Genomic DNA, 26,020 nt, shown 5'->3' on the forward strand with positions numbered 1-26,020 from the left:
GAATGAGGAAACCGGCCAATCCAAAGTGGCGGGAAGGATAGACACAAGCACATCGCGCTGTCTGTCGGGTAAATTCCGTCAGGAAATCCCTGACACCGGCGACGGGCGGGGCCCCGCGGCACCCTCCGAACGAAGAACGACCTTTATGTTTCAAATCCTCACCGGCTTGATCGTCGGCAGCACCGCGCAATGCAAGCAGTTCACGAGGGAACAGCGCCATGGCCGCCGACGCGACTGCGGGATCGGCGCGGCACCTCCCCTCGTCAGCCCGCCGGGCCTCGCTGGCCTCAGGCGCGAGAGTGGAGATCATCGGCACTGACAGGCGCGACCGCGCCTGTCAGTCGGGACCGATGCTGCTGTTGAGGCAGGTGAACCCGGCCATCGCTACCTCTGCGCTGGCCGGGCCCGGGTGAAAGACACGCCTAGCCCTTTCGGCGGACCCGCCGGATGCCGAGCAAGCCGAGACCGAGCCCTGAAAGCAGCAGTCCCAACGGACCTACCGCCGGGATGGGTTGTGGCTCTCCAGGATTCGGCGCTTGGTTCACGCTGACCTCCGTCTCGGCACTGCTGCTGTTGAAACTCCCATCACCCCCGAAGACGGCGAGGACATCATGACTCCCGACTTCGCCCGGGGTGTAGCCGATGGTGCAGGTCAAGGTGCCCGACTCGGTGTCCTGGCTGCAGGTTTGCATTCCAAAGCTGCCTCCGGTATCGGTCCTGCCCCAGAAAACGGTTCCGCTCGGGGTATTGACGCCCGAGTCACGCGTGACGGTCGCCTCACAGTTGCTCGTCGACCCGAGCATGATCGGGGTCTGGCAGGTCACCGATGTAATGGTGTCGGTTTTAGTCGGTACCGGCTCGACTTGACCCGGACGCACCGCCCATGCGAAGGCTGTAATCGACTCCTTGTCCCAAGCTTTCTGGCTACCCGTTCCGGTGCTGAAGTCCCACGCGTTGCTTGAATTAGGGGCAAAAGAGGTGCCCGACCAATATCTGTCTTGCAGGATATTCACGAAAGGACCCGTGTTCTGAAAACACGACGGGGCGCACGTCGGGTTGTCGTCACCTCTGGGATTTCCCAAACCGGCCGGGGGTGCCACGTAGAACATGTGCCCCAGCTCACTGCCGGTGCAGCCCCAGTTGAAGCCCTGCGGGGGATTGTCGGTCGTCTGGCTGCTGCAAGTTGGATCCGGCTGAGTCGTCGTCCACAGCCGCCAATCGGTGATTCCTTTATAGGATTTGTCGTTGAGATGCGCGATCCACTCTACGGCCTCTTGCCAATACAAGTCACCGTCACTCGCGCAAATGTCGCCCAAAGAGCGACCACTGGTCGGGCTGAACGAGGTCCAAATCGGGTCATTCGCCTTGCAAAGCGTCCCGACCGCATGAGCATCCCGATCCCAGGAGATGTCCTGCACATCGTCGTAAACCGTGCCGTTGGCCTGCACGCTCAGCGCCGCCTGGACCGCCCCGGTTCCGAGCACCAGACTCGCCGCTGCAAGCCCCCTCAACCCGTGCAACACACAGGACATGCCGCCCCCCCTTTTCCGGGTTCTTTCAACTCTACGAGAAGCAAGCGTTTTACATTCTTTTCTAGTGATGGTGTTCATCGTCTCTTACTGTGTTGCTTTAACCCTCGAACTTACGGGTCGCGGGAGATCGTCGACGCGTGCGCACACGATAGGCATCTCTGCCGCCTCGACTCCGCGGTCCGCGATGGGACCGACATGAGCGGCAAGAGGCCCGATGCATGATTTCTTCTGCAATTCCTATTGATGATTCGTGATTATGACCCGGATCCGACACCATGACAGTCGGGCATTCTCCGTAAGGAAATTCCTGACAGAGGCCTTCGCCAAGGTCCAGGGTGCGCTGCGTAGGCGATGATCTCCCGGTGGGTGAAGGCGACAGACGACAACCTCGGCGTTTGCGTTTCTTGGCCGGGAGGTGCCGCCGGTCGAGTCGTGTCCTTTCGTGTTGCCGCGCATGCGGGCCCGAATTCAAGGCTTGCCGATCCCGGCGACGGCGAATAGGGTTGGCATCGAGATTCCCGCAGGCGACACCTGGACCCTTACCTTCGACGAGGGGGATATCGACGAGGTACCGCTTGCCGCCATCGAAGGGGGGGCCGATGCCTCGCCAAGCCCGGAGCACCGACATCATGCGCATTCGCCTCGTCGTGCCTTTCTACGCAGTCGCTTTGTTCACTTGCGGAGCGCTCGCAGGCGCTCAAGTGACCTCGGCGCCGACCGACGGCGCATCACCGGCAGCCACCGTCTTGGGCGAGGACGTGCACACGACGGACCCCGAGACGCTGCAGCAGGCCATCCTCACACCGCTGCTCGGTCGTTATGCAGCCGAGCACGGGATCGAGGCCGAGCCAGCCGAGATCGATGCCTTTGTCGAGCACCTGCGGCAGGGTCTGGCGGCCGATGGACTGACCGCGGAAGAGGGGCTGACGCCGGAGGAAACCGCCGAGATCGACGGCCTGCGGAACGACATGGCGCGCGCAATCATACGGCAGTGGAAGATCAACAAGGCGCTGTATGCGCAGTACGGGGGCCGCATCAGCTACCAGCAGCTCGGCCCCGAGCCGCTGGACGCCTATCGGAAATTCCTCGAGCAGCGCCAGGCCGAAGGGGCGTTCGGGATCCAAGATCCTGCCCTGGCGGATGGGTTCTGGCGGTACTTCACCGATGAATCGATCCACGACTTCATGGCGCCGGGTGGCGCCGACGCGGCACGGGCCTTCAAGGTCCCGCCCTGGGAGGACAGTCCATGATCCAGTTGGAAGCGGCCTACGGCGGACCGAGCCAAAGCGGCTTCGGCAGTGCCGTATTCCAAGAGACCTTGCACAGCAGCGACGACCTGACGCAAGCGGCGCTGTCGACCTACAAGACCTTCGTGGGGCCGCTCTGGGACCGCTTCGGCGCGCCGGCGTGGATGGGGCCCTGGAGAGAGGTCTATGTCAGAAACGCCGGCGCAACGCCGGACATCGTCGCCGAGCTGCGGGCCATCACCGACCCCGACGCCCGGTTGTCCGTACCCATGATCCTGGACGCCATCGACGGTCCCGACGCGGCCCGCGCCGCCTTGTCCGCCGCCTTCGACGACTCGGCGGTGACAGAGCTTCGCGTCTTTAACCTGGGGGACGGCGCGGCGATGTCCGGGTTATTGATCGCGGCTCGGCGCGGGCCCAGCGGCGAGGCCGGATTCCTGATCTTTCTGATGGACTGAATCCGCTGATCCGGAGTCACGTCGTAGGTCGGCGACTCATCATCGGCTCCGTCAACAGCGAACGACCTAAAAACAACCGAAACACGTAGGATGGGTAGAGCGCAGCGAAACCCATCCACCCCGCTCAGACGCCTAATCCGGGTGGGGGCGCGGACAAGATGGGTTTCGCTGTGCTCTAGCCATCCCCAACGCTCAGACGCCCAATCCGGGTGGCGCCGCTGAAAAGATGGGTTTCGCTGCGCTCTACCCATCCTACCCGTGACTCAAAGGTGTTCACCTTGTTGTTGAAGCGTCACTCGGGTGCTTCAGGGTTTGGTCGTCGCTCGGGATTCGGATGGGACAACGGCAGCGATGACGTAGACAAGGACCGCGTTGAGGATCCCCAGGGCCGACAGCGTCGCCAGCCAGATCAAGATCGGGGTGACGCTTGCGAGTGCTGTCGTCGGTTCTCCGGTGAAAGGCAGCATGAGCGGGACGAGCCCCACCACGAGCCCGGCAAGCAACCCATCGCGCAGAACGCGACGGGCTCGTCCCGGGCTCCGCCGGCTGGACCAGGATGCATAGACCGGCATTCGCATGTAGACGGCGACGGCGCAGACGAAAACCAATGCGGCGAGCCACCAAAAACCGGTGGGGGGCGGATGATCGGAGCCGGCATACAAGATGCCGATCCAGATCCCGAAGAAGGCGACGGCAGTCCGAGCCCGGAGCTTGGTGGTCATAGCGGCAAGAAGCGCGGCAACATCCGTAAAGTCATGACGCTGCGCGACGGCCCTGCTTCATCGTGCAAGCGCGACCACCCCTTCCGTGCCCAGGCTGCCACGTGCGCTTGCGATCGCCGGACCCTGAGCCGATCCCGTTCGAGCGCTTGGTGTGCAGACCGGCAGCGGGAATGCCCCGGGATCCGGTTCGGATCAGTCGTTGATGATCATCTCCAGCCGATAGTTGGCCGCCTCTCCCCGGCGTGCGGCGCTGCGCATGAGATAGACACGGATCTTGTAATCTCCGTTCGCAGGCAGCGCACCCTCGAATTGGTTGCCCGATGTGGAGCCGATGAACATCGCCTCGTCGTTTTTTCCGGGTGCCAGGATGTTGAAGTAATTGGCCGAATTGTCGGTGGCCATGCTCACGTTCATGGACTGGCCTGCCCGTGCGCCCAGGACATAGTCCACGCTCTGGTAGCCCTTGATGGTGTCCTCCACCGTTGCGCTGGTTGCACCCTTCTTGAAGTGGACGCGCTCGGTTCGGGTGTCGTCGGCCACCGCCGCAGCGCTGACCAGTAGGGCGACGCCGAGCGCCATGAGCAGGTTTTTCATCATCGAACCCTCCGATTGGATGAATGGCCCGCGGATCGCGTCGTCGCCTCTCGGCAGACCCGATCCAGAGCCACTGTTGCCTCGCCGGGAGGCGGATTGGCCGAGCGCGCTTCGCTGCCGGGATTAGCCGCAGGGGATCAGCCGCCGGTGATCAGCGCATCGGCGAAGCGATAATGCTCTTGGCCGTTGGCGGTGATCGTCCACTGGTCCGCGTCCTTCGTGACCCGCAGCGGGGTACCGTCGCAGGCACTGAACTCTCCCTGCGAGAAGGTCAGCACGCGGTAGGCGGGACGGTCGCGCACGGCGATGTTGGAGATCCAGATCTCGGCCCCGCCGCCGGGCTTGCGGACCACGCGCCAGCCACAGGCCTGATCGAAGGTCGGGGCGCCGGCGGAACAGGGCATGGTCCCGGAGGCATCGTACGTCGATGGGCCCATGTCCGGCTTCACGCTTGGCTCCTCCACGCAGCCGGCGAGCGAGACGAGGAGGCAGGACGCGGCGGCGCCGAGCGCGCCGATGCGGATGCTGTGGTTCACGGATCAGGCTCCTATCGCTTAGTAGTGGATGCTGATGGTCTCGGTCGGGAAGTCGAAGATCACGCCCTTGTCGCCGAGGCCGGACTTGCGATAAACGGGCACGTTGCGCACGGTATCGCGGAAGTTGCCGGGCTGACTGCCGACGGGCTCCAGCGCGTACTCCGCGCCGTCTTCGAGTACGATGCGCACGAAGCCCTGTCGCTGCGAGAAGTCGCAACCCATGTCGCGTGGAGCAGGCTCGTTCTTGACCTCGAGCGTGCAGCGGTATTCGAACCGTCCGTCGCTCCCGGCGGCCGTGGAACCCGCGGGCGCGGTCGTGCTGTCCGATCCGGCGGCGCAACCGGCGATGATGACGGAGATGCAGAGTGCGCCAAGGGGATGAAGCTTCATCGTCGGTTTTCTCCCGTATGCCGATTCGGTTGCCACGTGTAACTCATTGCGTCGCTGCGGCGTTTGATCCAGAGCGGCGAGCCTCGGTATGACCCTGCGGGCAGCCGGGCGCGCCGCAATGGACAGCTCAACTGAACATCGATTTGATGCGGTCGATCGAGTCCTTGACGCCGACCTTCACCTCCGCCCAGGTCTCTTCCGCCTCGTCCTTGAGCGACTCCCATTTCTCGTCGGCGGCGTCCGCGATCCGGTCACGACGCACGGCGAGCTCGTCCCACTTCAGCTTCAACTCGGCGATCTGATGATCGACCTTTTCCTTGACGTCATCCGAGGCATCCGACGCCTTATCGCGCAATTGCGCCAGATCCGACTCCCACTCATCGAGTTGCGCCTTGAGTTTCGCCACGTACTCGTCTTTCGTCTGCATGGTCGGTACTCCCGTGATCGAGGTTCGGATTCGCAAACAGTGTGAGCCAATGATCGTGTCGCTCGGACACAACCGGCGTGAGGGTAGTCCATGGCGAACGCCCTGTCTGTCGGGAAACTCCTGACGGAAAACCCCTGACGCGTTTCCAATTTCATTCATCCATCAGGTAGACACTGATCGAGGCGTTCATCGCTTGCGGAGCAGCCACGGCGCGGGGATGGGTAGAGCGTAGGATGGCTAGAGCGAAGCGAAACCCCTCATCCCAAACCCATCATCCCCGACAACACCAAACCAAAACCCATCCGCACCGGAATCGCCCGCGACCCACGCCGCGCCCATGACCGACTACCGCCGCTACCGCTTCCCCGGCCAAACGTACTTCTTTACGGTGAACCTGGCCGATCGCCGGCGACGGCTCCTGACCGACCACATCGACGACCTGCGCGGCGCATTCCGCGAGGTCATGCATGCGCATCCTTTCACCATCCACGCCATCATCATCCTGCCCGAGCATATTCACTGCCTGTTGGAACTGCCGCCGGGGGACCGCGATTACAGCACCCGCTGGCGTCAGATCAAATCGGCCTTTTCCAGGACCTTGCCCAAGGCCGAGGCCGTATCGGCAAGCCGCGCGCGTCGAAATGAGCGCGGCATCTGGCAGCGGCGCTTTTGGGAGCACACCGTTCGCGACGAGGCCGGCTTTGCTGCGCGGTTCGATTACATCCATTTCAACCCGGTCAAGCATGGTTGGGTGACGCGAGTGCGGGATTGGCCTTGGTCGTCGTTCCATCGGTCCGTGCAGTTGGGGGTGTATCCGGTGGATTGGGGCGGGGATGGGATGGAGGGGGTGGATTACGAGGGGTCGTGATGGGTGAGCGGGTTTGTTCTTCTGTTTTGATGCGCTTGCATGAACAGAGGGAGATGGGTTTCGCTTCGCTCTACCCGTCCTACGGAGCCGCTCTTGTATTGACGGGGAAGATGGGTTTCGCTTCGCTCTACCCATCCTACGCTTTGACCATCGGTCTTGAGGTGGTATCAGTGCTTTTTGATCTTGGCGACGGCGAATAGGAGGAGGGCTGCGCCGATGGCGGCGGTGATCGGGGCTCCGACCAAGCCGACCTCGAGATCCGCGGGGACCAGGCCGAAGAGAAACCCGCCGATGAAGGCGCCCAAGATGCCGATTGCCATCCGGCCCGACAGGCCCGGGCCGCCGCGGGGCATGAGCCGTCCGGCGACCACGCCTGCGAAGGCGCCGATGAGCAGGAACGCAAGCAACAGGCCGACGACGAGACTGGTGACGTTCAAGATCAGCTCCTTGACTCATTGAGCGGTGCGCGAACCGCTCGAGCATCTTACCGAATCCGCTCAGGGCACATGATTCAGGCTCCGACGCCATGGTTTAAACCGTTCGGTCGGTTGCGCTCCCCGATCCTGCCCGCAACCCTACACTCGGCAATGGAATTCGTGACGAACGGGCAGCTCGGGGTATGCTGTGACTCAAGGTCGAGAACGGGTTCTTGGTCCCCGCGCGGAGCCCGCAGAGTCAGGTGGATCAGACCGTGTCCTTGTTGCCCATTCCGGTTTCAGTTCTGCGACGTGCCAGGTTCCGGGTCTGGTGCGCGCGCGTTCGCACCGAGACAACCACCGGCCTGCAACGCCGCGGTCGGTCGCCGAGCGCTACCCTCGCCCTTGCCGGGACCCTGGTCCTGAATCTGGTCGTCGACGTACCGACTGCCCTCGCGGCGAGGCCGCAGGGTCCCGACCTGCTGGATGTGCCCTTCGAGGAGCTGCTGGAGGTGGAAATCCGCTCCGCGGGTAAGCGCGATGAGGAGATCCGCGACATCCCGGCGAGCGTGACCATCCTGACCCGCGAGGAGATCGCGCGTTACGGCTGGATCACCTTCGAGGAGCTGCTGCGCAACGTCCCCGGCTTCTACCTCCTGGACAATACCGAGGACCGCTTCATCGGGACCCGCGGCGCGGTGGGCGGCGGGGTGCAGCTCCTGGTCAACGGGATTGCGCAGCACCCCTCGCTGCAGAAGACCATCACGGGCACCGAGATCGCGCGCCTGGACATCCCGGTCGAATCCATCGACCGGGTCGAGATCATCCGCGGACCCATGTCGGTGATCTACGGCAACAATGCCTTCCAGGGCGTCATCAATGTCGTGACCAACGCGATCGAGGGGAGCGGCCCGAGGGCCTCGGCCAGTTTAGGCACAGGGGAGAGCGGACGCCTCTTCGGGCGGGCGGGCAGGGTGTTTGACGACGGTTTCATCGTGCTCAATGCCGGCGGCTACCGGACGGAGGGCCTGACGGGCGCCTATGCGGACATGTTCAGCCCCGCGGAGCTCGCCGCCCTGATCCCGGGCACGCACCCGGACATGGACGGCGACCTGGATCAGGGATGGGGCAGCCTCGATCTCTCCGCCGGATGGCGCGGTTGGGAGGGCAATCTGCGTCTGAATCGTCGCGACTACGGGATCTATGGCTTCACGCCGCCATTCGACGAGGGTACCCGTATCCGGCTCGATACCTTGCACGCTTCATTGGGCTATGCCCACCGCTTCAGCGATGACTTGGGCCTGCGGGTCACAGGCATCTACAGCGCGGAGCATTATGACGCCTACCAGCTCGACTTAGTCCTCCCCGAGCTCGAAGGCAATCAGCGCCAGGACTCGCGGCGGGCCGAGCTCGAGCTCGACCTGCATTGGCGGCCGACCGCGGCCCTCGACACCATCGCCGGCTACCGCCTGCTGCGTATCGACGGGGTAGGGAACCGCGTGGATGCACCGCCTCTGTTGGACGCCCGGGTCCAACTGGAGCCCGTGACAACCCACGATCTGTTCACGCAGGCGAGCTGGCAGGTTACCGCGCCCCTGCGCCTGGTCGGCGGCGTGCGCATCAGCTTTCTGCCGGACGAGTACCAGCGCATTCGTCGGCTGCGCAGGGACAGGGTGCCCGTTGCGGAATCGGTGCCCGTCGGAGCCTCCGCTCCGGTCAACGGCCAGATTGCGCTGCTGTGGACTCCGACTCCGGACCAGGTGCTGAAGCTCGCTTGGGGGACGGCGTCACAGGACTCGGACCAGTTCAACCTGCCCGAGGCCGAGCGGATCGAGACCCTGGAGGCCAATTACACCCTCACCCGACCGCGCTGGATGCTCACCGCGGGACTGTTTCAGAACCGTCTGAGCCAGTTGGTGCGCACCATCCAGCAATTCGACCCCCGGACCGGAATCTACACCACCCTTGACGACAACTCCGGGCGCTGGCGTACGCGGGGCCTGGAGCTGATCGCCGAGGTCCAGCCGCTGCAGACGCTTCATCTCAGCGCCAGTCTCACGGCGCAGCAGACCGAGGATCTCGTGACCGGTATCGATCCGGGTTATTCGCCGACCCTGCTCGCGACGCTCAAGGCCGACTGGCGGCGAGGACCCATGACCTACGCCGCCTACGCCCGCTATGTGGACGGCATGGAGGCGGACTGGGACTTCGTCGCGGGTCCCGAGCAGGGCGCGGTTTCGCGCATCGGCGAGCCGGTCGCCGGTTATTGGGACCTGGGGGTGAATCTGCGCTGGGCACCCGGGGCGACGGGACCCTATGCGGCACTCAACGTCTCGAACCTGCTGGACACCGAGATCCGCTATCCGGCCAACGAGCTGACGGATTTCAACCTTGGCATGATCGGTCCCGGACGGGTGATCACCGCGACGATCGGCTGGGCATTTTGAGCGGACGTCCGCCTCCGGCGCCACGGACAGCCATCGGCCGAGGCGTGCTTGCGAACCCGCGCACGCGGGGCCTCGCCGCCATGCTTGCCTCGGCGTTCCTTCCGCGCGGCAGCGGACGCCTTTTCGCACTGCTGATCGCGCTCCTCCCGTGCTGGTTGTCGGTAGCCGCTGCCCAAGATCAGCGGGACGACAACCTACTGACCGAGCTCAAGGTGGCCTACATCTACAACCTCACCCGCTTCATCGAGTGGCCTGCCGTGCCGGCCGAGCGTCCCTTCGTCATCGGCGTCATCGGCGACCCGGTGATGGCAAGACATCTGCGGGCGCTGGAGCAAGAGGCGAAGCGGGTCGAGGATCGGCCGATCGAGATCCGGGCCTATCCGTCCCCGGAGGCCATCGGGCCAAGCGAGATCCTGTTCGTCGGCACGGAGGCTCAAGAGCAGCTCGCCGCTATTCTGCGGCGCACCGCCGGCCAGCCGACGCTCCTGGTCGGGGACACCCCCGGTGATGCGGAGCGCGGTTTGGCGATCGAGATCTATCGCAAGCCGGATATCTTCCGTAAGACCGAGCGGCTGCGACTGCGCATCAATGCGGCGGCACTCAAAGACCGGGGTCTGGCGGCGTCGGCCCGACTCTACGATGTGGCGGAGGTGGTGCGATGAGACGCACCGCCCGCGGTGCCGGCCGCTCCATCCGCACGCGACTGCTGGTTGCACTGACACTGGTCACCCTGCTCACGCTGGCTCTCAGCACGCTGCTCTCGGCGGTCCTGGATATCAAGCTCTTTCGCGACCATATGATCCGCGACCTGGAGGTGTTGGCGGCGGTCGTGGGGGAGAACTGCGTCTCCGCCTTGGTCTTCGATGATCCCGAGACCGCCGAGCGTCATTTGGCGACCCTCGAAAGGGAGTATCAGATCCGCTCGGCCTTACTCCTGGACGCCGGTGGCCGGGACTTTGCTCGGTGGCTCCGCGAACCCGCCGATGACACGGAGCCCACGCTGCCGTCGGTCATCAAGGGGCTGAGCCCCTCCCTGGAGATCATTTACCCGATTGCGTTCGACGGCCATCCCGTGGGACGCCTGGTGATTGATGCGGAGCTGGTTGAGTTGGCGCGCCAGTTCCGGATCTATCTTCCGCTCGCCGGCCTGGTCGGCCTGCTCACCTTGGGCGCAGCACTGCTGGCGGCCTTGCGCCTTCGGCAGCGCATTGCAGAACCCATCCTGCAACTCGCGGAACACAGCCGGGCCATTTCGGCCGAGCGGGACTTCTCGGTTCGACTGCCGAACCCGGACGCGGGTCGGGAGATCGGTACCCTGGTGGAAGGCTTCAATGCCGTGCTGCAAGGCCTGGAGGAGCGCGAGTCCGAGCTTTCCCGTCAGAGCCGGACCCTGGACAACGCGAACGACAAGCTGCGCGACCTGGCCTTGGACCTCGCCATGCAGGAGGAGACCGAGAAGGCACGGTTGGCGGCCGAGTTGCACGATGGCCCCTTGCAGAAGCTCGCATTGGCCCAGATCCAGCTCGAAGCGGGCAGCCGGGAGCAAGACGAGGAGTCGCCGGAGCGGCTCTCGGCTGGCCTGGAGCTGCTCTCCGAGGCGACGATGGAGCTGCGCAGCCTGCAGTTCGAGCTCAGCCCGCCGGTGCTGGAGCGCGGCGGGATCTCCGCAGCGCTTGCCTGGCTGGCGGAGAGCACCCAGAGCCGCTGGGGCCTGACCATGAGCTACCGCTTGGAAGGGAGCGCACCGAACCTGGATCGGGCCCACAAGCTGATCCTCTTCCAATGCGGCCGGGAGCTGGTGATGAACATGGTGAAACATGCCCGGGCCAACCGAGGGGACCTCCGACTGACACGACTGGACCGGTGTGTCGAGCTGCGGGTGGAGGACGACGGGATCGGCTTCGCAGCCAGCCACGCGGCTCGGGGCCGCCACTCCGGGCTGGACTCCGGGCATGGCTACGGGCTGCAGGGCCTGTGCGAGCGGCTGGCACTGGTCGACGGCGGACTCGCTATGGAGGATCTGCGCCCGGGGGCGCGGGTACGGTTGTGGATTCCGATCGAGCGCGAAAGCGGCTAGGATCGCGGAACGGTGCCTCACGCGATAATCATCCCGGCCATGCCCGCGACCATCCTACTGTGCGACGATCACACCCTGGTCCGCGAGGGACTTGCGGCGCTGCTGCGCCAACGCACCGACTGGACCGTGGTCGCGGAGGCGGCCGATGGCCGAGAGGCCGTGGAGCTGGCCGCCCGGCTGCAGCCGGACGTGGCGGTGCTGGACGTGGCCATGCCCCGGATGTCGGGCACGGAAGCAGCCGCGGCCATCCGCGAGGCAGCGCCGGCCACGCGGATCGTCGCCCTATCCATGTTCGGCGACGCCATGTATCGGCGTGGCATGTTCGAGGCCGGAGCCCTGGCCTATGTGCTGAAGAACAAGGCGGCCGCGGACCTCTTGGCAGCCATCGACGCCGCGTTGCGAGGCGAGACCTACCTTAGCCCGGCCCTGGCCGATCCGGCCGCTCGGTCCGACCCGACCGCCACCGACCCCGAAGAGATCGAGCTCACCGGCCGGGAGCGCGATGTGCTGCGTCTTCTCGCCGAGGGTCGGCGCACTAAAGATATCGCCACGGACATGGGGATCAGCCCCAAAACGGTCGAGACCTACCGCAGCCGTATCAGCCACAAGCTACGCATCGAGAGCTTGGCCGGATTGGTGAAGTACGCGATTCGGGCCGGGATCGTCCGGGGATAAGCGCTCCGCCGATGCGCGCCCCAGACACCGCGGTGCACGTTGGCTTGATTTCAGTGCTGGCAGTGCACGCAATAAAAGCTCGACCGCTGTCCGATACGCCGTTGGCGTAATGGTGCGCCGCAGGCGACGCAGGGCTCGCCGGTGCGGCCGTAGACCCTTAGCGATTGGGCGAAATAGCCGGGGTTGCCGTCCTCCTGGACGAAGTCGCGTAGGGTGGTGCCGCCCTGGGTGATGGAGGCTTCAAGCACGCCGCGGATCACCTCGGCGAGACGACGGTAGCGCTCCAGGCCGATCCGATGGCAGGCGCGAGCGGGATGGATGCCGGCGAGGAAGAGCGACTCGTTCGCATAGATGTTCCCGACCCCGACCACCACCGAGGCATCCATCAGGAAGATCTTCACGGCGACCCGTCGTTCGCGGCTCAAACGATGGAGATGATCGCCGTCGAACGCCGTCCCCAGCGGCTCGGGACCCAGGTCGCGCAGCAACGGATGGCGGCTCTCGGCAAGCCCGGGCGTCTCCGGGAGCCACAGAAAGAGACCGAAGCGGCGCGGGTCGTGAAACCGAAGACAACGCCCGTCGGAGAGCACCAGGTCGAGGTGGTCGTGCTTTTTCGGCGGACTGTCCGCGGGGACGACCCGCAGGCTGCCGGACATCCCCAGATGGATGAGCAAACTGCCCTGATCCAAGCCGATCAGGAGATATTTGCTGCGTCTCGACAAGGACCGCACCGTCTGACCGGCGACCCGCTCTGCGGTCTCGGACGGAATCGGCCGGCGCAGCCTCGGGTCGCGCACGATCAGTTGCTCGATGCGACCGCCCTCCAAGTAGGGGCGGATGCCGCGGAGCGTGGTCTCGACCTCCGGAAGCTCGGGCATCAGGGTTGATCCCTCGGCGGATCGGGATCCGCAGGCGCGGAGTCCGCATCGGCAGGATCCGGGGCGAAGGGATCCAGACCGAAGCCCTCGGGGAGGTCTCGGCCCGCCTCGACCCCGAAACCCTCCTGCTCGACACCGTCCCGAGTCAGCACCTCCTCGCGAAGCACATCATGCGGGCGCAGCCGGACCTCGGGCGGCGAGCCGAGCGGGAGCTCGCCGGAGAGCGGGGCGTCGGGGTCCATCAGGGAATCCAGCGTGCCCGGCGATTCGCGCCACTCGGGGTCCGGGGCGAAGACGTCTGCTTCCGGAACCGATGCGGGCTCGGGCCAGGTGGAGTTCGTCGTCACGGCGTCCTGCTCGGAGACAGGAGCCGCAACCGAGACCGGCGGGGTCGGGTCGACCGCGCTCGGATCCTCGATCAGCTCGGGGGGCTCGCCGAGCACGTAGGTGAGCCTCAGATCCGGTCGCGTCCAACGTCGACCGTCCTCCGACACGCGATAGCGCACCCGTGTCCCGTCCGATGCGCTGAGTTCAAGCAGCGTACCAGTCGGCTCACCGATCAAGGGCTCGATGCGCTCGGCGACCAGCCCCGTGAGACGGGCCAAGGTCTCGCCGCTCAGGGGAACGCTGTCGTGCGTGGCGAAGACAGGCCCGAGGTCGCGCGGGAGCGGCATGCGCGCCACATAGTCGATCGGCGGCGCGATCAGCAGATACTGAAAGCGGTCCGGGATGAGGTGGACCAAGTCGTCGCTCGCGACGTAGCGCCATAGCTCGATCGGGTCCAGCCCGCCCATCGCGATGTCGGTCGTGTCCAGGCGCAGACGCAGCTTGACCGGATCCAGACCCAGCTCCCCCAGCGCGGCAGCCTGCGCCGGGACGCTGCGCAGGAGCGGCGCATCGCGAATCGCCAACAAGGCAGCGACCCGCTCCGGGTCCGCATCCACGTCCCAGGGAGAGCGCATACGCCAGCCGGAGGCGAGACGCTCGAGCGCGATGGTCGGCTCGCCCTCGCGGGCGATCTCGATCAGGTGCGGCTCGGGCGCGCCCGAGCCGGCCAATGTCGCCGGGGCTTGCGTGACGGCGAGCTCGTGACGAATCGCCCAGCCGAGTGCCGAGAGGACGAGGATCAGGACCAGGTTGAGGATCCAGCGCGACCTCATGTCCCTCTCCAGCGCAGCCAGCGGATACCGAGCCCGATCAAGAGGAAGAGCGCGGGCAAGATGACCAGCGACCCCAGCCCGATGCGCAGCCGTTGCTGCTCGTCGAGGACGAGCGCGTCCGGCGCGAGCGGGTCGGGCGGGAGCACGGTGAGATCGCCCGGGTCGCTCAGCCAAGCCAGCAGGGCGAGCGCGAGCGCCCGATTTCCGTAGGCACCGATCTGGGCGTTGCTCGCGAAGTCGCCGTCGCCGACCACCAGGACGCGCTGCTCGCGACCGTCCTCCGGCATCGGGCGATTCAGGGCCAAGACGACCGGAAGTGGACCGGCCTGCTCCCCGATGACCTCGTCGCGGTCGATCAGGCCGTCGAGCCGACCGATCTCGTTCCAGCTCCGCGCGCCGGTCGCCAGATAGGTCTCCAGGAGCCATCCGGGTGCGGGCTCGGTCCCGAAGCCGAGGCTGCCGGGCAGCAGGGCCGGGACGTCGAGATCGGCCGAGAAGGGGTGATCCGGATACTCGGCGACCACCGCGACGGCCGGTGTCGCCACACCCAAGGCGGCAGCGTCCGCGTCGACGATCGTGCCGGGCAGGATGGTCAGGCCCAGGTATTCGACCAAGGGCTCGAGTCCGTTGAGCGGGCCGGGGTCGAGGAGCCAGAGCAGATTGCCGCCCCGATCCAGATACTGGATCAGGCGCTCGACCACGCCCGGAAAGAGCGGGATGCGCGGCACGGAGAGTACTAAGATCCGGGTGTTGATCGGCACCTCCTCGACCCGACCCAAGTCGAGCGGGCGGGCCAGAAATCCACGCTCGGAGAGCTCCCGACCGAGACGCCCGAGGTCCGCACCCGCTTCGCCCTGGATGGCGCGCTCGCCGTGACCTTCGATCACGGCGACCCAGGGGACGCGGCCGGCGCCGAGTCGGGCGATGGCCGCACTGATCGCACGCTCGCCGACCTCCGCGACGATCTCGCGCCGCCCGCGATAGTCGAGCAGGATCTGGCCGATCAGCGTCACCCCGGCATCGCGCGTGCGCTCCGGGAAGAGCTGCGGGTCCACGACCTCGATGCGCATGTCGGGTTGCGCCTGCCGATAGCGCATGAGCAGCCGCTCGATCCCCTTGCCGAGCGGGCTCGCGGGGTCGGCAAAGACGGTGGCGCGCAGCGGGCCGTCGAGTCGACCGAGGATAGCCGAACTCTCGGGCGTCAGGCTGTTGGCGCCGACGGCGGTCCAATCCCAATAGTGGTCATGGCGTGCAGTCAACCAGCCGCCCGCGATCAGGACGGCCAGCAGAAGGACGAGAAACAGCGCATCCGCGAGCGGCCGGTTGAGCCGTCGAAGCTGCGCCCTCGCAAAGGTCAGGCTGCTTTTCACTGCAGAACCCGGTTCGCGAGTCGGCGGTGGGTCAGGGCCAGAAAGAGACCCGTGAATCCGAGCAGATAGGCCAGGTCGCTCAAACGCACCGCCCCGAGCAGAAACCAGAAGAGATGCTCGTTCCAAGAAAGCCAACCGAACAGAGAGAGATCATGGGCGCCCAGCGCCTCGACCCGGCCGATGACGGAGAAGACCAGCAGGATCGCGAATGCGGCGATCACGGAGGCACCCGTTTGAGCGGTCAGACTCGAGGCATAGAGCGCCACGGCGCAGAACATCGTGCCGACCAGCCAGAGCCCGAGCGTGGCGGCGGCGATCTGACCCGGGTCGAGCGCGGCGCTGCCGGCGAGCAGCGCGATGTTCAGAACCGGCAGCAGACAGAGCGGCGTCATCAGGATCGTCAGCGCGAGAAACTTCCCCGCCACCAGCTCGCCGATGCGCACCGGCGCGGCGGCCACCAGCTCGAAGCTGCCGTCGCGAAACTCGCCGCTGAGCATCCGCATGGCCACCAAGGGCACCGCGAGCATGAGGATCACCGCGGCGAACCCGAACAGGTTCAGGGCCAGCTCCACCGTCAGGCTCGCGACCCGCTCGTCGGCCCCCAGACCCGTGAAGTCGTCGACCACTTGCAGAAAGATCCAGGCGAGTACCACCTGACCGCCGCCTAGCAGGATCCAGGGCAAGGGCGACACCAGCGCACTGCGCAGCTCGCGACCCGCGATCACGCCGATCATGCCGTGCCTCCCGCGCCGATCAGATCGAAGAAGACGCGTTCCAGATCCGGGCGCTCCGGACCCAGCTCGCAGAGACCCAAATCGGCGCTCAGGATCTGGCGGGCCAGATCGGCGGACTCGGCGCCCTCGGTCAAGATCACCCGAAATCGATCCGTATCCAGTGCGATCGCGGCCTCGACGCAGGCCAGACGCTCGAGTCGCTCGGCCCCCGAACAGGCACCGGAATCGACGCTCGGGCGCAGGCGCACCCGCCAAAGCGTGGTCGGACCGAGCGCGCCGAACCGGTCGCTGCGCAGCATCCGGCCCTGATGGAGCACCAGGACACGATCGCAGACCGCTTGGACCTCCGACAGGATATGGCTCGAGAGGATGATCCCGCAGTCGCGCGACAGTTCGCGGATCAGGCCGCGGACCTCGCGAATCTGGAACGGATCGAGCCCCTCGGTCGGCTCGTCGAGGATCAGGAGCTTCGGGCGATGCAGGATCGCTTGGGCAATCCCGAGCCGCTGGCGAAAACCCTTGGAGAGCTTGGCGATAAGCGTGCGACCGACGGAATCGAGCCCGCAGCGCTGCTTCGCCCGATCCACGGCATCGGCCACATCGGCGCGCGGGATGCGATGCAAGCGGGCGCAGTGGCGCAGATACTCGTCGACGCGCAGCTCGGGATACAGCGGCGGGCGCTCGGGTAGATAGCCCAGATGCCGCTTGGCCGCGACCGGGTGCCGCGCAAGATCGATGTCCAGGATTTCGACCCGGCCACCGCTCGGCGCAAGTGTCCCGCTCAGCAGGCGCAGACAGGTCGTCTTGCCGGCCCCGTTCGGCCCGAGCAGGCCCAGCACCTCGCCCTGCCGCAGCTCGAGATCGAGGCCGCACAAGGCCCGACGGGCTCCGAAGCGGCGACTGAGATCGGTGACGCGGGCGAGTGTGTCCATGGCGACGGAACGATACCCTGTGCGTGCGGCATTGCCAAACCGCTCCCTATCGGACGGTGGACGGATCGACGATCACCTTGAATAATGTCGGGGAATCGTCCCGACCCCCGCACCGAGCGGGTCCTACCGTTGCAGACCCCCATAGCAGAGATTCGAACATGTGGCTGAACCTGGTTTTCCTGTTGTTGCTCGCCCTGATCATCATGCCCACGGCCGTTCTGCTCCTGGGGATCTCGCGCTGGCAAGCCGGCACGACACGCCTGCAATCGCGCCTCGAGGCCGGGCGCGGCAGGATCATCCCCAACACCTATGACTCGAGCGAGCTCGAAGGTCTACCCGCGCCCGTGCAACGCTATTTTCTCGCGAGCTTGAAGGACGGCCAACCCATCATCTCCGCCGCCGAGCTGGGGCTCGAAGGCGAGATCGACCTCGGGCGCGCTCAGGGCAAATGGTCCCGTACGACGGCGACCCAATCGGTGGTGATGCAGCGCCCCGGATTCCATTGGGACGCCCGGGTGCGCATCGCCCCGGCGACGAAGATCTTCGTGCTCGATGCCTATATCGCCGGTGCGGGCGTGATGAAAGCCGCGCTCTTCGGCCTCTTTCCTGTCGTCAAGGTCGCGAGCAGCCCGGAGCTGACGCATGCCGAGCTGATGCGCTTCCTCGCCGAGGCACCTCTGTACCCGACCAAGCTCCTGCCGAGCCAAGGTGTCGTTTGGGAGCCGATCGACGATCACTCCGCCCGCGCCACGCTCGCCGACGGCGATCTGAGCGTGTCGCTCGTCTTCGACTTCGACGAGGCAGGCTTGATCGGCGGCGTGCGCGCAAGCGGGCGTTACCGCGCACTGGACGGCAAGATGGTCCAAACCCCCTGGGAGGCCAGCTTCTCGGATTACAAGGACCGCAGCGAGATGCGGATCCCGGTGCGGGCCGAGGTCGCCTGGATCCTGCCGGAGGGACGCACGCCCTACTGGCGCGGTCGCGTGACCGATGTGATGTACAAGTTCTCTGCCTAAACCGCGTCGTTTGTGCGCCATGCTCGCGTTGGCGGAGGACAGCGTCGTTACCGCGACAAATATCCTTCGCGCTGACGCGGCTTAGGGTGTCAAAAGCAATAAAGTCAAGGAAGTGGGTTTGATATTCGCGGCGGAACGATCGGGGCGTGACCGCCGCGTCGGCGAATCCAATTGATTCCGTTCAGGACGCGCCGGTTGCTCGCGATTCGGCGTTCGAGCGTGTACTTACCGGGAAAGTCGCTCAGCACCAGGCCCATAATGATGGTGAGGATTCCCTGACCGGGGAGCACCAGCATCAGGATGCCGGCTAGTACCAAGACCCAGCCGACCAGATTCTTGAGCAACCGAAGGCTCACATAGGCGACCGGATGGAGGCTCTTCATCCGCGCTGAATGCCGTTGCGGGTCCACGAAATAATCCTCCGGGATCCGCGCCAAGAGAAACGGCAAGGAGATCAGGGATCCTACGAACATCAGGATTGAAAGTCCGGCCAACGACAGCAGCAGGCCCTGATGAGCCTCGATCCAATTCATGTCGATCATCACCCTCGCCTCCCGGACCCTCGGCGGGCTCTTATTCGAGTGCGGCTCCCGGGCGCCGACCTGTGCGGCGCGCTCCGGATGTAAAACGAGACCCGTGTCACAAACCTCGCCTTTCGCGATCCAGTCGGGCCGCCCATTGCCGTCTATGCTTGAAAAGCGACGCGGGAACGCTTGGACGGTCGGAGACCAGGCTCAAGCCTCGTTGCGAAGACACCACACCAACGAGGAAAAATCAAATGAACATCCGCTTCAGAGGAACGGGCGCGACGGGCCTGGTTCTGGCGATCTGCATGTCATCGGCGATCTTTGCGGGCGCTGCACGCGCCGAAACCGGCAGCTTCTTGGACGAATTGGAGGCCTACGCCGTTCGGATCATGCAGGAGCAGCAAGTCCTCGGCATGGCGTACGCGATCGTCAAGGACGACGAGGTGATCTACTCCAAGGGCTTCGGGGTCAAGGATGCGGCAACCGGCGCGCCCGTCGATGTCCACACGGTCTTCGAGATCGGCTCCACATCCAAGGCGTTTACCACCGCCCTGCTCGCGATGCTCGACGACGAGGATCGCATCGACTGGAAGGATCCCGTTCTCGAGCATCTGCCCGAATTCGCCATGATGGATCCTTGGGTGACGCGCGAGTTTCAGATCGCGGATCTCGTCTCCCAGCGCAGCGGCATGACGCCCTATTCGCTCGACCTCATGGCCTTTCTGGGCTTCAACCGCGAAGACATCGTGCGGGCCGTACGATTCGTCGAGCCCATCAGCAGTTTTCGTTCGACCTTCGGCTACGTCAACAGCCTATTCTTGGCGGCCGCCCATGTCGTCGAGGACAAAACCGGGCTGAGCTGGGAAGACAATCTGGATGTCTCCATCTTCGGCCCGCTGGGCATGACCGAGACCACGGCCAACCCGGAGGTCGTCGCGACCCTGACCAATATCGCCCGAGGGCACATCGGCACCGCCTCGGGAGAGCCCTGGCCGATTCCGGACGACTGGACCTACGGGGATTGGATCGATACCTACGGACCGGCCGGCGGAATCCGCTCCAATGTGCTGGACATGACCAAGTGGATCCGCATGCAGTTGGGTCGCGGTACCTTCGAAGGGAATCAGCTTGTCAGCGCGGAAAACATCGCCGCGATGCACGACCCGAAGATCTTCGCAGGCAATCAGGTGTTCGGCGAGGTTGCGTCCTACGCCTCGGCTTGGATCTACAACTCCTTCTCGCCCTATCCGGTCGTGTGGCACAACGGCGAAACCAGCGGGATGCACTCCATCGTCGCGCTGATTCCGAAGGCCAATATCGGGTTGGTTGTCCTGACCAATAAGGTTCCGAACAGTGTCCCGGAGCTGATGCTGGCCAAGGCCTATGCGCTTGCCTTCCATCCCGAAAACGAGACGAGTGTCCTGCTCGACAGCCACGCCTCCTCGAGCAGCGACGCGCCCATGACCGGTCCGGGTCTCTTTTTCCCGAGACCGGCGCGTACCGAGGCGACGACGGCGATTAGTCCGCAGCTCAGCCTGCCGTTGGAGCGCTACGCAGGAACCTACTCCAATCCGGCCTACGGACAAATCACGGTAAGCGTCGTCGAGAATGCACTGCATGCCGTCATGGGTCCGAAACAGCTCGATGTCCCGCTCGTCTCCTTCAGCGGAAACACCTTCACGGGCCTCATGCCGGACATGCCCGCCGAGTCCGATTCCGAGATCCTCGTGACCTTTGTCGTACCGACTGGAGGCAATGCACGCGAGATGGTCATCGACGTCTTTGCCGACGTGAACGGGGGGCGGTTCACACGAGCGTCCGATGCTCCGCCGGCGCGGTTCGGGGAACGGAGACGTGAGTCGGCGTCTGGCTCTCAGTGATCCCGATCGAGGTGACCGGACAGGGCCGAATCGGTGATCGGCCTAAAGTCCGGGAATCACATGCGGACAGTGGACAGGCCGCGGATCAGCAGATCCGCGGCAATTGCTCGCCTGCAAGCCAATCGACGATCCGGCTTCCGCCGAAGCCGGTCTCCATCTGCACGAAGCGATGCGGGTCCTCGACCACCTCGCCGATGATGGCCGATTCCATCCCGAGCGGATGGGCTTGCATGGCATCGAGCAGACGCACGGCCTGATCGGGCGGGCAGATGGCGATCAGCTTACCCTCATTGGCGACATAGAGCGGATCGAGCCCGAGCAGCTCGCAGGCGGCGGCTACCTCGGGACGAACCGGAATGGCGTCTTCGCGGATCTGCATGCCGACGCCGGATTGATGGGCCAGCTCGTTGAGCGTCGTCGCCAAGCCGCCGCGGGTGGGGTCGCGCAGACAGTGGATGTCCGGAACAGCCACGATCATGGCGGCGACCAGCTCATGTAGTGCGGCGCTGTCGGAGCGGATCTCGGTCTCGAAGCCGAGGTTCTCGCGTTTCGAGAGGATAGCCACGCCGTGGTCACCCATGCTTCCGCTGACCAGGATCACATCCCCCGGCTCGGCGCGATCACCCGAGATCAGGATGCCCTCGGGCACCACGCCGATCCCGGTGGTGGTGATGAAGACCCCGTCGCCCTTGCCGCGCTCCACCACCTTGGTGTCGCCCGTCACCACCGGCACGCCCGCGGCATTGGCGGCTTGCGCCATGCTCTCGACGATGCGGGCCAGATCGGCGAGCGGGAAGCCTTCCTCCAGGATGAAACCGGCGGCCAGATAGAGCGGTCGAGCGCCGGACATGGCGACATCGTTGATGGTGCCATGCACGGAGAGCGAGCCGATGTCGCCGCCGGGGAAGAAGAGCGGGGAGATCACATGACCGTCGGTGCTCATCACCAAACGACCGGGCGGCGGCGTGAAGAGCGCCTGGTCGTTGCCCAGCGTCAGCAGCGCATGGTCGAGATACCGCTGAAACAGCTCGCCGATGAGCTGTGCCATGGCGCGCCCGCCGGAGCCGTGACTCATATCCACGGCGCCCTTCTTGAGATCGAGTCGCACGGGAAAGCGCCGATCGGATGTCATTCTGAGACCTCGTTGTGAGACGACTGGGTCAGCCAGGGGAAGCCTCCTGCCTCCTGCTATCAGCTATCAGCTATCAGCTATCAGCTTCGGCTTTCAACCTCTGGCTGGCGGCTGGTGGCTGGCGGCTGGTGGCTGGCGGCTGGCCGCGCCGGCATCCCTGAACCGGCCGTAGCTCCAATAAGCCGCACAGGCGCCCTCGGAGGACACCATGCAGGAGCCCATGGGGTTGTCGGGGGTGCAGGGGTTGCCGAAGAGCTTGCACTCGGTCGGTGTCTTCACGCCGCGCAGGATGGCCGGGCACTCGCAGCCCTTGATCTCTTTGGCCGGGGCGATCTCGACCGGAAAGCGCTGCTCGGCATCCAGATCCGCGTAGGCGTCGGCCAGCGCCAAGGCGCTGTTCGGCAAGAAGCCGAGCCCGCGCCATTCGAACTCCGGGCGGATCCGGAAGACCTCCTCGATCAGGGCCTGCGCCTTGCGGTTGCCCTCCTCGCTCACGGCACGGGTGTACTGGTTCTCGACCTCGCAACGCCCTTCGTTGAGCTGCCTGACGAGCATCAAGGCGGACTGCATCACATCCAGGGGCTCGAAACCGGCGATCACGACAGGCACGCCGAACCGCTCGGGCACGAAGCGATAGGGTCGGCTGCCGATGAGCGTGCTCACATGGGAGGGGCCGAGGATACCGTCGAGCTGCACACCGTCCGGGCCGGCGGTACTCAGGATCGTCTGCAGCGCCGACGGGGTCAGCACATGGTTGCAGAAGACCGAGAAGTTGGTCAGCCCCTCGGCGCGCGCCGTCTTCACGGCGACGGCGGTCGGCGGCGTGGTGGTCTCGAAGCCGATGGCGAAGAAGACAACCTGCCGCTCGGGGTTCTCGCGCGCGATCCGCAGCACGTCTTGGGTCGAGTAGATCATGCGGATATCCGCGCCATCGGCCTTGGCCTTGAGCAGACTCCTGCGCTCGCTCGCGGGCACGCGCATCAGGTCGCCGTAGGTGCAGAGCGTAACATCGTGCTGCGTGGCGAGCGCGATCGCGTGGTCGATCCGGGCCATCGGCAGCACGCAGACCGGACAGCCCGGACCATGGATGAAACGCAGGTTCGGCGGCATCAGGTGCTGCACGCCGTAGCGGAAGATGGCGTGTGTGTGACCGCCGCAAAACTCCATCAGTCGATAGTCGCGCCCGGGGTGCGCCTCGGCGGCGATCGTCTCGGCGAGCCGGCGGGCGAGGCCTTTGTCGCGGAACTCATCGATGTATTTCAATGTTGGCCCCCGGTTCCCTCGACGCTCGACGTCGGCCCGGGCTCGCGCTCCAGCTCTTCCTCGAGCAGCCCCATCTCGGCGATGATCTCGAGTGTGCGCTGCGCCTCCTCTTCACTGATCTTGTTCAGGGCGTAGCCGACATGGACCAAGACATAATCGCCGACGGCCGCGTCCTCGATCAGGGCCAACGAGATCTCCTTGCAGACGGGCCCGAGCGCAACCTTCGCGGTATCGGCGGCGACATCGATGGAGGTGATGCGTGCGGGAATGGCAAGACACATGGACAAAAGACCTCGCAGGATAAAACGCGTCCGGGGTGATCAATGAAGCGGTCAGATCGGGACGAACCTGGTCGCCAACCGAAACCTTGACGAGACGCGTTTTATATCAATAAATTAAAAATCTTAAAACGCGCTATCTACGAGGGCATCAGACTCGCTCCCACCCTGCGCCCGAGTGACGACCTCGCATCGCGCTCGGGGGCGCGTTTTAACAGGTGAGCTTGAAGGCCACGCAGGGATCGATCGCCGTAATCAGAAGCTCGGCCTGTCGACGCACCTGGTCCTCGGGACCGGGCGGCAGACTCTCCAGTGCTCGGGCAACGACGCCGCGCGGGTGGAAGTTCCACTCGGTCGGCGCAAGGATTCGATAGTCGCGGACGCGGCCGTCCTCGATGCGGACCAGATGAGCCAGCATGCCGCGCGCCGCGAAGACGCGCCCCAGCCCGATCCCGTTGGCGCTCCCGAGCGTCGCCTGCGTGGCGGCGCTCCCGGCGGATCCGCGGCTCAGCAGCCGCAAGCCGGTCGCGACCTCCGTGAGTTGAGCGGCAAGACGCACCAGGAGGCCAGCCCCGTAGACCTCGATCAGGGGCAAGGGATGCACACGCGTGAAGGGGCTGGTCTCGCGGGGTTGGCCCTGCCAGGTCGGACGGGCGACGAATTCGGCCCAATCCGGCGCGCTCATCCGCGCGATCAGATCCTCGTCCGAGAGCCTCGGCAGCGCGGTGATCGGGGTCTGTCCGAGCGATGCCTCTCCCGATTCCAGCAGGGAGCGCAACAGCCGAGCGGCCACCGTCTCCGTCTTGCGACACCAGCGCTCGAAGCCGGACGGGTCGCCGATCAGGTTCAACCAGTGCTCGGGGGCAATCCCGAAAATCCTGCGCGTCAGCAGATCGGTCAGATCGCCGAGCAGGACATCGAGGCCGGGGGCTTGACCCGCCGCCGCACCGGCACCGACGCTGAACAAATCGCCGGCGGGGTCGAGCCGCGCGAGGATGCGATTCGACAGGGCAAGGACCGCCGCCATGTCGTCACGGCATGGCGGCTCGTTCAAGATCGGTGGCCAATCGAGCAGGACGCGCCATAGGTGTTCGCGGATCGTCTCCACTGCGATCGCCGCCTCGCGCCGTCCTCGGATGAGCAGGCTCGGCAACACCCCGGATGCCTGCTCGAATGCCGCCGCACAGGCGCCGGCTTGAGCGCGGGCGCAGATCGAGAAAAGCAGCGGCAGGCGCGCCGTCGTCTCCTCGGGCGTGCGCCCGGCGAAGGCCGACGCGGCAGCGACCGGACGCGTCGAGGCGATCGTGCAGAGCAGACCACCCGAGGACGGCGTCAATTGGATGTCGAGACTTCCACCCGGATCGGACATGCGGCTCGCGGACCTCCGGATTGGCGATGCAAGACTTGCAGTGTAGCCGATCGGGCTTCAGGATAGCTTAAACCGCGTGCGAGGTGCGGGCGGGACAGTGGCGTGAGACACGACGCCCGGTGCAGCCCGGATGACTTGGAGCTGGCGCGGTTTAAGGATGTGAAAAGCGATTGGGTTGATACCTTAGCCCCTCACGCCGCAAGTCTTAAACGAACCGTCGCAGAATTTGTCGTTGTCGTGCTCGTCCGGAATCCGATTAAGATTACGACAACGACAACGACAACGACAACGATCAGAGCCTTCGACCACGTCTCCGGGTTCCGGGTCTGCCGGGTTAGGTTTTACCTCGACGGCCGATGCGTCGAAAGCCGTTTGCTTCGCCCCGCCGCAGCCCATGTCGTTCCCGGCGCAATAGCGTCGATCGCCCAACCATGCCACATCCCAGCAGGCCAACCCCACGTGCTGACGCCCGAACAACTCGCTGCCCTTCGCCGAGACATCGTCTTCAATGCCGAGCTCGGCGGACGCGACCTGACGCTTCACAGCACGTGGGGTCTCTTCTCGCCGCGCGAGATCGACGAAGGCACCCGCCTACTGCTGGCGCATCTGCAGGTTCGACCGGCCGACGACTGCTTCGATCTCGGCTGCGGCTACGGTGCAATCGGCTTGGCGATGGCGACGCTCGCCCCGCAGGGCCGAACCCTGATGGTCGACAAGGATTTCGTGGCGGTGGATTACGCCGCGCGCAACCTTAAGCTCAACCGTCTGGAGAACGCACGCGCGCAGCTCAGCAACGGATTCGATCAGGTCGATCCCGAGCTGCGGTTCGACCTAATCGCGAGCAATATCCCGGCGAAGGTGGGCAAGGAGCTGCTTGCGCTCCTGCTGCACGATGCGCACGCCCGCCTACGTCCGGGCGGTCGTCTCTATCTGGTGACCATCAACGGGCTGCGCCAATACATGAAACGCAATCTGACCGAAGTCTTCGGCAATTACGACAAGCTCAAGCAAGGGGCGCATTACACGGTTGCGCTCGCCGAGCGGGCTCATCCGCGTGGCGGGGTCGGGTCCGACAGCTGACCTTGGCCGCCA

The 26,020-nt window shown here is 65.2% G+C and carries 27 protein-coding genes; 10 read left to right on the forward strand and 17 right to left on the reverse strand.

The window, feature by feature from the left end:
• Positions 1-422: 422 nt before the first annotated feature.
• Positions 423-1,532 carry an IPTL-CTERM sorting domain-containing protein gene (locus tag BLV04_RS07175; protein ID WP_175534529.1) on the reverse strand — a complete coding sequence of 370 codons (1,110 nt, stop codon included), beginning with the start codon at positions 1,530-1,532 and terminating at the stop codon, positions 423-425.
• A gap of 629 nt (positions 1,533-2,161) precedes the next feature.
• Between BLV04_RS07175 and BLV04_RS07180 the strand changes: the two genes are divergently transcribed.
• Both BLV04_RS07180 and BLV04_RS07185 read left to right on the forward strand, forming a co-directional pair.
• On the forward strand, positions 2,162-2,782 hold the full coding sequence (locus BLV04_RS07180) for a hypothetical protein (protein WP_139191873.1): 621 nt from the start codon (positions 2,162-2,164) through the stop codon (positions 2,780-2,782).
• Entirely contained in the window at positions 2,779-3,237 is a 459-nt protein-coding gene (locus BLV04_RS07185) for a hypothetical protein (RefSeq protein WP_093029535.1), read from the forward strand. The genes BLV04_RS07180 and BLV04_RS07185 overlap by 4 nt, the downstream gene beginning before the upstream one ends.
• Before the next feature lie 305 nt (positions 3,238-3,542).
• Here BLV04_RS07185 and BLV04_RS07190 read toward each other — a convergent pair whose 3' ends face one another.
• The 5 genes from BLV04_RS07190 to BLV04_RS07210 all read right to left on the reverse strand — a co-directional run bounded on the left by BLV04_RS07190 (position 3,543) and on the right by BLV04_RS07210 (position 5,906).
• The gene (locus BLV04_RS07190) at positions 3,543-3,959 is read right to left on the reverse strand and encodes a hypothetical protein (RefSeq protein WP_093029537.1); all 417 of its coding nucleotides are present in this window, start codon (positions 3,957-3,959) and stop codon (positions 3,543-3,545) included.
• A 192-nt stretch (positions 3,960-4,151) separates the two neighbouring features.
• Positions 4,152-4,556: a hypothetical protein gene (locus tag BLV04_RS07195; protein ID WP_093029539.1), complete on the reverse strand. Its 405-nt coding sequence runs from the start codon at positions 4,554-4,556 to the stop codon at positions 4,152-4,154.
• Between the two features lie 134 nt (positions 4,557-4,690).
• Entirely contained in the window at positions 4,691-5,089 is a 399-nt protein-coding gene (locus BLV04_RS07200; protein ID WP_093029541.1) for a hypothetical protein, read from the reverse strand.
• An 18-nt stretch (positions 5,090-5,107) separates the two neighbouring features.
• Positions 5,108-5,479 (reverse strand): hypothetical protein, encoded by a 372-nt coding sequence (locus BLV04_RS07205; RefSeq protein ID WP_093029543.1) that lies wholly within the window; start codon positions 5,477-5,479, stop codon positions 5,108-5,110.
• A gap of 127 nt (positions 5,480-5,606) precedes the next feature.
• Positions 5,607-5,906, reverse strand: coding sequence for a sll1863 family stress response protein (locus BLV04_RS07210; protein WP_093029545.1), 300 nt, complete (start codon positions 5,904-5,906; stop codon positions 5,607-5,609).
• Positions 5,907-6,243: 337 nt separating this feature from the next.
• On the opposite strand from BLV04_RS07210, the gene BLV04_RS07215 reads away from it, so the two are divergent.
• On the forward strand, positions 6,244-6,774 hold the full coding sequence (locus BLV04_RS07215; protein WP_093029547.1) for an REP-associated tyrosine transposase: 531 nt from the start codon (positions 6,244-6,246) through the stop codon (positions 6,772-6,774).
• 167 nt (positions 6,775-6,941) lie between these two features.
• On the opposite strand, the gene BLV04_RS07220 is transcribed toward BLV04_RS07215, so the two are convergent.
• Positions 6,942-7,211 (reverse strand): GlsB/YeaQ/YmgE family stress response membrane protein, encoded by a 270-nt coding sequence (locus tag BLV04_RS07220; RefSeq protein WP_093029549.1) that lies wholly within the window; start codon positions 7,209-7,211, stop codon positions 6,942-6,944.
• A gap of 254 nt (positions 7,212-7,465) precedes the next feature.
• Between BLV04_RS07220 and BLV04_RS07225 the strand changes: the two genes are divergently transcribed.
• The 4 genes from BLV04_RS07225 to BLV04_RS07240 all read left to right on the forward strand — a co-directional run bounded on the left by BLV04_RS07225 (position 7,466) and on the right by BLV04_RS07240 (position 12,389).
• Positions 7,466-9,637 (forward strand): TonB-dependent receptor plug domain-containing protein, encoded by a 2,172-nt coding sequence (locus BLV04_RS07225; protein ID WP_175534530.1) that lies wholly within the window; start codon positions 7,466-7,468, stop codon positions 9,635-9,637.
• Between the two features lie 80 nt (positions 9,638-9,717).
• Entirely contained in the window at positions 9,718-10,299 is a 582-nt protein-coding gene (locus BLV04_RS07230) for a YfiR family protein (protein ID WP_139191874.1), read from the forward strand.
• Positions 10,296-11,714: a CHASE sensor domain-containing protein gene (locus BLV04_RS07235; RefSeq protein ID WP_093029555.1), complete on the forward strand. Its 1,419-nt coding sequence runs from the start codon at positions 10,296-10,298 to the stop codon at positions 11,712-11,714. The genes BLV04_RS07230 and BLV04_RS07235 overlap by 4 nt, the downstream gene beginning before the upstream one ends.
• A gap of 12 nt (positions 11,715-11,726) precedes the next feature.
• Positions 11,727-12,389, forward strand: coding sequence for a response regulator (locus tag BLV04_RS07240; RefSeq protein ID WP_175534531.1), 663 nt, complete (start codon positions 11,727-11,729; stop codon positions 12,387-12,389).
• A 50-nt stretch (positions 12,390-12,439) separates the two neighbouring features.
• On the opposite strand, the gene mutM is transcribed toward BLV04_RS07240, so the two are convergent.
• From mutM to BLV04_RS07265, 5 genes are read right to left on the reverse strand one after another with little or no spacing between them, the layout of a single operon-like run.
• Entirely contained in the window at positions 12,440-13,267 is an 828-nt protein-coding gene (gene mutM / locus BLV04_RS07245) for a bifunctional DNA-formamidopyrimidine glycosylase/DNA-(apurinic or apyrimidinic site) lyase (protein WP_093029559.1), read from the reverse strand.
• Positions 13,267-14,427 (reverse strand): hypothetical protein, encoded by a 1,161-nt coding sequence (locus BLV04_RS07250; protein WP_093029561.1) that lies wholly within the window; start codon positions 14,425-14,427, stop codon positions 13,267-13,269. Before BLV04_RS07250 ends, mutM begins: the two co-directional genes overlap by 1 nt.
• Positions 14,424-15,797 carry a GldG family protein gene (locus tag BLV04_RS07255; protein ID WP_093029563.1) on the reverse strand — a complete coding sequence of 458 codons (1,374 nt, stop codon included), beginning with the start codon at positions 15,795-15,797 and terminating at the stop codon, positions 14,424-14,426. Before BLV04_RS07255 ends, BLV04_RS07250 begins: the two co-directional genes overlap by 4 nt.
• Positions 15,794-16,531, reverse strand: a complete 738-nt coding sequence (locus BLV04_RS07260; RefSeq protein WP_093029565.1) for an ABC transporter permease — start codon at positions 16,529-16,531, stop codon at positions 15,794-15,796. Before BLV04_RS07260 ends, BLV04_RS07255 begins: the two co-directional genes overlap by 4 nt.
• Positions 16,528-17,463, reverse strand: a complete 936-nt coding sequence (locus tag BLV04_RS07265) for an ABC transporter ATP-binding protein (protein ID WP_093029567.1) — start codon at positions 17,461-17,463, stop codon at positions 16,528-16,530. Before BLV04_RS07265 ends, BLV04_RS07260 begins: the two co-directional genes overlap by 4 nt.
• Before the next feature lie 158 nt (positions 17,464-17,621).
• On the opposite strand from BLV04_RS07265, the gene BLV04_RS07270 reads away from it, so the two are divergent.
• Positions 17,622-18,479: a DUF6920 family protein gene (locus BLV04_RS07270; RefSeq protein ID WP_093029569.1), complete on the forward strand. Its 858-nt coding sequence runs from the start codon at positions 17,622-17,624 to the stop codon at positions 18,477-18,479.
• A 104-nt stretch (positions 18,480-18,583) separates the two neighbouring features.
• Here BLV04_RS07270 and BLV04_RS07275 read toward each other — a convergent pair whose 3' ends face one another.
• A complete protein-coding gene (locus BLV04_RS07275) occupies positions 18,584-19,021 on the reverse strand; it encodes a PGPGW domain-containing protein (protein ID WP_093029571.1) in 438 nt (145 codons plus the stop codon).
• A 236-nt stretch (positions 19,022-19,257) separates the two neighbouring features.
• On the opposite strand from BLV04_RS07275, the gene BLV04_RS07280 reads away from it, so the two are divergent.
• Positions 19,258-20,886, forward strand: coding sequence for a serine hydrolase (locus BLV04_RS07280; protein ID WP_093029573.1), 1,629 nt, complete (start codon positions 19,258-19,260; stop codon positions 20,884-20,886).
• An 85-nt stretch (positions 20,887-20,971) separates the two neighbouring features.
• Here the strand turns inward: BLV04_RS07280 and hypE are convergent, their stop codons facing one another.
• The 4 genes from hypE to BLV04_RS07300 all read right to left on the reverse strand — a co-directional run bounded on the left by hypE (position 20,972) and on the right by BLV04_RS07300 (position 24,928).
• Positions 20,972-22,018 carry a hydrogenase expression/formation protein HypE gene (hypE, locus tag BLV04_RS07285; protein ID WP_093029575.1) on the reverse strand — a complete coding sequence of 349 codons (1,047 nt, stop codon included), beginning with the start codon at positions 22,016-22,018 and terminating at the stop codon, positions 20,972-20,974.
• Positions 22,019-22,111: 93 nt separating this feature from the next.
• Positions 22,112-23,281 (reverse strand): hydrogenase formation protein HypD, encoded by a 1,170-nt coding sequence (gene hypD, locus BLV04_RS07290; protein WP_093029577.1) that lies wholly within the window; start codon positions 23,279-23,281, stop codon positions 22,112-22,114.
• Positions 23,278-23,562 (reverse strand): HypC/HybG/HupF family hydrogenase formation chaperone, encoded by a 285-nt coding sequence (locus BLV04_RS07295; RefSeq protein ID WP_093029579.1) that lies wholly within the window; start codon positions 23,560-23,562, stop codon positions 23,278-23,280. The genes hypD and BLV04_RS07295 overlap by 4 nt, the downstream gene beginning before the upstream one ends.
• A 208-nt stretch (positions 23,563-23,770) precedes the next feature.
• Positions 23,771-24,928: a nickel-dependent hydrogenase large subunit gene (locus BLV04_RS07300; RefSeq protein WP_093029581.1), complete on the reverse strand. Its 1,158-nt coding sequence runs from the start codon at positions 24,926-24,928 to the stop codon at positions 23,771-23,773.
• A gap of 459 nt (positions 24,929-25,387) precedes the next feature.
• On the opposite strand from BLV04_RS07300, the gene BLV04_RS07305 reads away from it, so the two are divergent.
• Positions 25,388-26,008 (forward strand): class I SAM-dependent methyltransferase, encoded by a 621-nt coding sequence (locus BLV04_RS07305; RefSeq protein ID WP_093029582.1) that lies wholly within the window; start codon positions 25,388-25,390, stop codon positions 26,006-26,008.
• The last annotated feature ends 12 nt before the right edge of the window (positions 26,009-26,020 follow it).

Origin of the sequence: Thiocapsa roseopersicina (assembly GCF_900106925.1) — a bacterium.
Taxonomy (GTDB): Bacteria; Pseudomonadota; Gammaproteobacteria; order Chromatiales; family Chromatiaceae; genus Thiocapsa; species Thiocapsa roseopersicina.

Coding starts and splice junctions, on each gene's coding strand:
- BLV04_RS07175 (WP_175534529.1), bottom strand. CDS start 1,532: ATGTCCTGTGTGTTGCACGGGTTGAGGGGGCTTGCAGCGGCGAGTCTG.
- BLV04_RS07180 (WP_139191873.1), top strand. CDS start 2,162: ATGCGCATTCGCCTCGTCGTGCCTTTCTACGCAGTCGCTTTGTTCACT.
- BLV04_RS07185 (WP_093029535.1), top strand. CDS start 2,779: ATGATCCAGTTGGAAGCGGCCTACGGCGGACCGAGCCAAAGCGGCTTC.
- BLV04_RS07190 (WP_093029537.1), bottom strand. CDS start 3,959: ATGACCACCAAGCTCCGGGCTCGGACTGCCGTCGCCTTCTTCGGGATC.
- BLV04_RS07195 (WP_093029539.1), bottom strand. CDS start 4,556: ATGATGAAAAACCTGCTCATGGCGCTCGGCGTCGCCCTACTGGTCAGC.
- BLV04_RS07205 (WP_093029543.1), bottom strand. CDS start 5,479: ATGAAGCTTCATCCCCTTGGCGCACTCTGCATCTCCGTCATCATCGCC.
- BLV04_RS07210 (WP_093029545.1), bottom strand. CDS start 5,906: ATGCAGACGAAAGACGAGTACGTGGCGAAACTCAAGGCGCAACTCGAT.
- BLV04_RS07215 (WP_093029547.1), top strand. CDS start 6,244: ATGACCGACTACCGCCGCTACCGCTTCCCCGGCCAAACGTACTTCTTT.
- BLV04_RS07230 (WP_139191874.1), top strand. CDS start 9,718: ATGCTTGCCTCGGCGTTCCTTCCGCGCGGCAGCGGACGCCTTTTCGCA.
- BLV04_RS07235 (WP_093029555.1), top strand. CDS start 10,296: ATGAGACGCACCGCCCGCGGTGCCGGCCGCTCCATCCGCACGCGACTG.
- mutM (WP_093029559.1), bottom strand. CDS start 13,267: ATGCCCGAGCTTCCGGAGGTCGAGACCACGCTCCGCGGCATCCGCCCC.
- BLV04_RS07250 (WP_093029561.1), bottom strand. CDS start 14,427: ATGAGGTCGCGCTGGATCCTCAACCTGGTCCTGATCCTCGTCCTCTCG.
- BLV04_RS07260 (WP_093029565.1), bottom strand. CDS start 16,531: ATGATCGGCGTGATCGCGGGTCGCGAGCTGCGCAGTGCGCTGGTGTCG.
- BLV04_RS07265 (WP_093029567.1), bottom strand. CDS start 17,463: ATGGACACACTCGCCCGCGTCACCGATCTCAGTCGCCGCTTCGGAGCC.
- BLV04_RS07270 (WP_093029569.1), top strand. CDS start 17,622: ATGTGGCTGAACCTGGTTTTCCTGTTGTTGCTCGCCCTGATCATCATG.
- BLV04_RS07275 (WP_093029571.1), bottom strand. CDS start 19,021: ATGATCGACATGAATTGGATCGAGGCTCATCAGGGCCTGCTGCTGTCG.
- BLV04_RS07280 (WP_093029573.1), top strand. CDS start 19,258: ATGAACATCCGCTTCAGAGGAACGGGCGCGACGGGCCTGGTTCTGGCG.
- hypE (WP_093029575.1), bottom strand. CDS start 22,018: ATGACATCCGATCGGCGCTTTCCCGTGCGACTCGATCTCAAGAAGGGC.
- BLV04_RS07295 (WP_093029579.1), bottom strand. CDS start 23,562: ATGTGTCTTGCCATTCCCGCACGCATCACCTCCATCGATGTCGCCGCC.
- BLV04_RS07300 (WP_093029581.1), bottom strand. CDS start 24,928: ATGTCCGATCCGGGTGGAAGTCTCGACATCCAATTGACGCCGTCCTCG.